The organism is Longimicrobium sp., assembly GCF_036554565.1.
In the GTDB taxonomy this organism is placed as follows: Bacteria; Gemmatimonadota; Gemmatimonadetes; order Longimicrobiales; family Longimicrobiaceae; genus Longimicrobium.
In genome coordinates, this window is record NZ_DATBNB010000218.1 from 1 (window position 1) to 4,623 (window position 4,623).

Here is a 4,623-nt window from a genome sequence, read left to right on the forward strand (position 1 = left end):
CGTCGATCAGCAGAAGGGCGTCGCGTCGAAGCATTCAGTCGTCTCCCGTAGCGGCAGGCCGGACCGGGCGGCAACATGCCGCACCCGCGCCGAACGTAGCTCTTCGCCTCGTGGGGATCAACGTCCGGCTCCGCCTACCCCATGGGTGGTCGATGATTGCGGATCGGCGAGAAGTGCCTCGAGCAACGGCCGCGTGTAGCGCTCTACGGGGTCGTCGGGCTCGCCGCGATTCCACTCGCCGGCATCGAATGCCTCGTAGATGGACCAGGCTGGCTGCGGCAGGACGAACCCGTCGCCGTGATCGGCGGCGTCGCTGATCATCATCGCGGACAGCGTGTTCGCGAGCTCATCGGCATCATCGAAGTGCATGCGGCCGTCCAGGAAGCGTCGAGCCACTTCCAGCGCCAGTCCGTTGTACAGCTCAGGCAGGAACACCCCGCGCACCTCGGCCTCGGCCTGGAGACTCGCGCGTGGCTCATCGCCCGCAAGGATCGCAATCAGCGCATCGGGATCGCAGCCTGCTTCAGACCTCACTGAGAGCCGCTCCGGCGATCACACGCTCGTAGTACCGTTCATATTGGGGCACGATTACGTCCGCCGCGAATCGCTCGGCCGCGATGCGCTTCGCCGCGATGCTGGTGCGCACCCACGTGGCATGGTCGGAGAGCAGGCCGACGGCCGCGTCGGCCATCCCTTCGACGTCCCCGATCTCGCCCAGGCAGCCGGTCACCTGGTCTTCCACCACTTCGGGAACGCCGCCGGCCCGGCTGGCGACCACGGGCACGCCGCTGGCCATCGCCTCCAGCGCCACCAGGCCGAACGACTCCGATTCCGACGGCAGCAGGAGCAGGTCGGCGCAGGCCATCAGCTCGGCCACGGAGTCCTGCTTGCCCAGGAAGCGCACGCGGTTCTTGATGCCCAGCGCCTCGGCCTCGTCCATCGCCATCGGCCGGTCCGGCCCGTCGCCGACGAGCACCAGGCGCGAGGGCACCTTCCGGTTCAGCCGCTCGAAGATCCGCACCACGTCGCGCACCCGCTTCACGGGGCGGAAGTTGGAAACGTGAAGCACCAGCATCTCCCCCGGCCGGGCGAGCGTGTCCTTGTGGCAGGGGTGCGACGCCCGGTCGTACAGCCTGGGATCGATGAAGTTGTAGATGACCTCGATGTCCTCACCCGGCACGGCGAAGTGCTTGACCGTCTCGTCCTTGAGATAGTTGGAAACGGCGGTGATGCCGTCGGACTTCTGGATGGAGAAGCGGGTGATGTCGAACCAGGAGCGCTCCTGGCCCACGAGCGTGATGTCGGTGCCGTGCAGGGTGGTGACGATCTTCAGCGGATGGTCGTGCCCCAGCATCTCCTTGGCGATCCACGCCGAGGTGGCGTGCGGGATGGCGTAGTGCACGTGAAGCAGGTCCAGCTCGTTGCGCACCACGGTGTCGTGCATGGCCGCGGCCAGCGCAAGCGAGTAGTTGTGGTGCTCGAAGAGCGGGTAGCGGGCCGTCTCTACCTCGTGAAAGTAGACGCGCTCCACGTAGTGCGGCAGGCGAAACGGCTGCGCGTACGAGATGAAGTGGATCTCGTGGCCGCGCTGCGCCAGCTCGATCCCCAGTTCCGTTGCGACGGCGCCGGAGCCGCCGTACGTGGGATAGCAGGTGATGCCGATCTTCATCTCGCTGCGCTCGAAGTGCGAAAGTGCGAAAGTGCGGGAGTGCGAAAGTGGCCGGATCATACGGCCTGCGTGCGCATCCCTCGCTCTTGTACCCTCGCTACGGTTCAGGTTCGCTCGTCGCCTGCCGCCAGCGTGTAACAATCTCGTTCACGAGTTCCGCCCGCGGCCTCGTGGCATCCAGCCAGACGGCGCCCTCGGGAAGCTTGGTGCGGAACCAAGTCATCTGGCGCTTGGTGTACGACTTGGTGTTCGCACCCACCAGCGCCAGCGCCTCGTCCAGCGTTCGCTCGCCACGGAAATACGGGACCAGCTCGGCGTAGCCGTGGGCGTTCAGCCCCGGCGCGTTCTCGCCGTAGCGCTCGACCAGTGCGCGCACCTCGTCCAGCAGCCCCGACTCAACCATCTGCCCGATGCGCCGGTCGATCCCCGCGTGAAGCCGTTCGCGCGGCACCTGCAGCACGAACGGCAGCACGGGGACGGGCGCCTCTTCCGGCGGCGAGTGCTCGTGCCACCACGACAGCGATCGGCCCGTGAGCAGCGGCACCTCCAGCGCGCGCATCAGCCGCTGGCGCCCGCCCCAGTGCCGCAGGCGCTCGGCGGATCCGGGATCGTGCGGCTCCAGCCAGCGCAGCAGCTCGGCATCGCTCATCCGCTCCATCAGCGTGGTGATGCGGGCGCGGGCGGCCGGGTCCAGCGGCGGCTCCTGAAAGATGGGATGCGTGAGGGCGCGCAGAAAGAACCCGGTGCCGCCCACGAGCATGGGCACGCGCCCGCGGCCGCGGATCTCCTGGATTTTCCCGCGCGCGTACGTGGCCCACTTGGCCGCGCTGAACCGCTCGGCGGGGCTGGCGATGTCGATGCCCCAGTGCGGAATGCCGCCCCGCTCCTCGGCCGTGGGCTTCGCCGTGCCGATGTCCATCCCCTGGAACACGGCGCGCGAGTCCATGGAGATGATCTCCGCGTCCAGCCGCCGCGCGACGTCGATGGAGAGCGCGGTCTTGCCGGACGATGTGGGGCCTACGATGGCCAGCGCGTCGGCGATCATGCCGGGATGCCCCGCCCCCGGCCCCTCCCCGCACAAACTACGTGCACATCGATGCGTGGAAACCACCCACACTGAGAGGCGTGCCTCTGCCCTGCTGGGGCGAATGAATTCGCGGCAACAACGGCCCGAAGTCCGCCTTCGCGGACTGCGGCCGAGTGGCCGCGCTGACACGCGTCCCAATCCAGATGAGTGAGCGGGGCCGGCGGAGCGCACACGAATTCTCCCCTCTCCCGCTTGCGGGAGAGGGGCCGGGGGAGAGGGCAGCCGAGGACTGCGCCGGAGCCGACGGGACGCACCCAAACCCGCCAGCGCCGCCCGCCGGAGCACCCGATTGCCGAAACGCCCCGGATTGGCTCCCTTCCCCCGCGCAGTTTGCGGGGGAAGGGCTGGGGATGGGGGGCGCCGCGGGATGCGCCGGGGCCAGGGCTCACGCCCAGAGTGCGGCGCGCCTGGGCCCCAGGGCGACAGCTGGCCGTGTGGCGAGTTCGGTCAGGGTGCCGTTCACTCCCGCACTCACGCACTGACGCACTCACGCACTTCCCCGTCATCCGCTGCGCCCGAACCGCCGGTGCAGCTCGGCCAGGGAGAGCTGGATGACCGTCGGTCGGCCGTGGATGTCGTGATAGGGCAGCTCCGTCGCGAACAGGCGGTCGAAGAGTTCCGTCATCTCCTGCGCGCTCAGCTTCTGCCCCGCCTTGATGGCCCCCTTGCACGCCATCGACAGCGCGATCCGCTGGTGCTGCGTGCGCGCGCTGTCCACCAGCGGCGACCCGTCCGACAGCTCCGCGATCATCTCGCGCAGGCAACGCTCCGCGTCGAAGTACGGGTGCGGGTTCGGCACCGCGTGCACGATGATGGAGCGCCCGCCGAACGGCTCCACCTCGAACCCCGCGCGCTCCAGCACCCCGTGGATCTGCTCCACCAGCGCGTATTCGGCAGGGGAGAGGCGCAGGGTGATTGGGAAGAGCAGCCGCTGGCTCTCCGCCCCGCCGTTCTCGAACTGCCCCACGATCTGCTCATACAGCACCCGCTCGTGCGCCGAGTGCTGGTCCACCATCACGATGCCGCTTCGCGTCTCCGCCAGGATGTACGTGTTGTGGATCTGCCACATGGCCGGCGCGGCGCCCGCGAACAGGTCCGCCGGCAAGGCTCGCTCAGGGCTGGCGTCCTTCGAGGCGGAATCGGCGCCTCCGCCGGTGACGAACAGCGTCATCTGCGGCTCGGCGCGGGGCTCGGCGGGCGCCGCGGCCTCCGGGAGCGAGCGAGCCGCGGGATCGGGCGGGGACGGCTCGGAGCCGTAGCCGTGCGACGGCACCTCGCGCGCCGTCATTACCCCGTAGCCGGCCGGAACGATGGGGTACGCCCCCGCCTGCCGCACGCCGATGCTGGGCGTGCTCTCGAGGCCGGCGAGGGCCGCGCGGACACCCTCCTCGATCAGCCGCTCGATCCCGATTTTGTCGCGGAAGCGCACCTCGGCCTTGGCGGGGTGCACGTTGACGTCTACCTCGCCGTCCGGCACCTCCAGGAACAGGAACAGGTGGGGATGCACGCCGGGCGAGATCGTGGTCTTGTACGCCCGGTCGGCCGCGCGCACCAGGTTGCGGTCGCCGAACGGCCGTCCGTTGACGAACAGGTACGTCCGCCGCCCTCCGGACCGCGCCGCGTTGGGGCGCTGGATCATCCCCGAAAGCGCGCCCGCACTCAGCCGGTGGGTGATGGGCAGAAGCTCGGCGGCCGCGTTGTTCCCCCACAACGCTGCGATCCGCTCGCCCACGCTCGTGGCGATGGGGAGCGTCAGCAGGTCCTTGGGGCCGGAATCGAAGGTGAAGCCGATGCCCGGCGTGGCGAGCGCGGCGGTGGTGACCACCTCGCCGATGGCGCGATTCTCCGCGGCGGTGGATCGCAGGAA

General features: G+C 69.4%; 4 protein-coding genes. All 4 read right to left on the reverse strand.

The genetic code is table 11. The annotated features are described in order from the left end of the window. Window positions 1–117: 117 nt before the first annotated feature. Entirely contained in the window at window positions 118–534 is a 417-nt protein-coding gene (locus VIB55_RS05845) for a hypothetical protein (RefSeq protein ID WP_331875728.1), read from the reverse strand. After that, entirely contained in the window at window positions 524–1,669 is a 1,146-nt protein-coding gene (gene bshA / locus VIB55_RS05850; RefSeq protein ID WP_331875729.1) for an N-acetyl-alpha-D-glucosaminyl L-malate synthase BshA, read from the reverse strand. The genes VIB55_RS05845 and bshA overlap by 11 nt, the downstream gene beginning before the upstream one ends. A 97-nt stretch (window positions 1,670–1,766) precedes the next feature. Further along, window positions 1,767–2,714: a tRNA (adenosine(37)-N6)-dimethylallyltransferase MiaA gene (gene miaA / locus VIB55_RS05855; RefSeq protein WP_331875730.1), complete on the reverse strand. Its 948-nt coding sequence runs from the start codon at window positions 2,712–2,714 to the stop codon at window positions 1,767–1,769. 544 nt (window positions 2,715–3,258) lie between these two features. Continuing rightward, the coding region (gene mutL, locus VIB55_RS05860) for a DNA mismatch repair endonuclease MutL (RefSeq protein WP_331875731.1) at window positions 3,259–4,623 on the reverse strand (1,365 nt) is incomplete at its 5' end.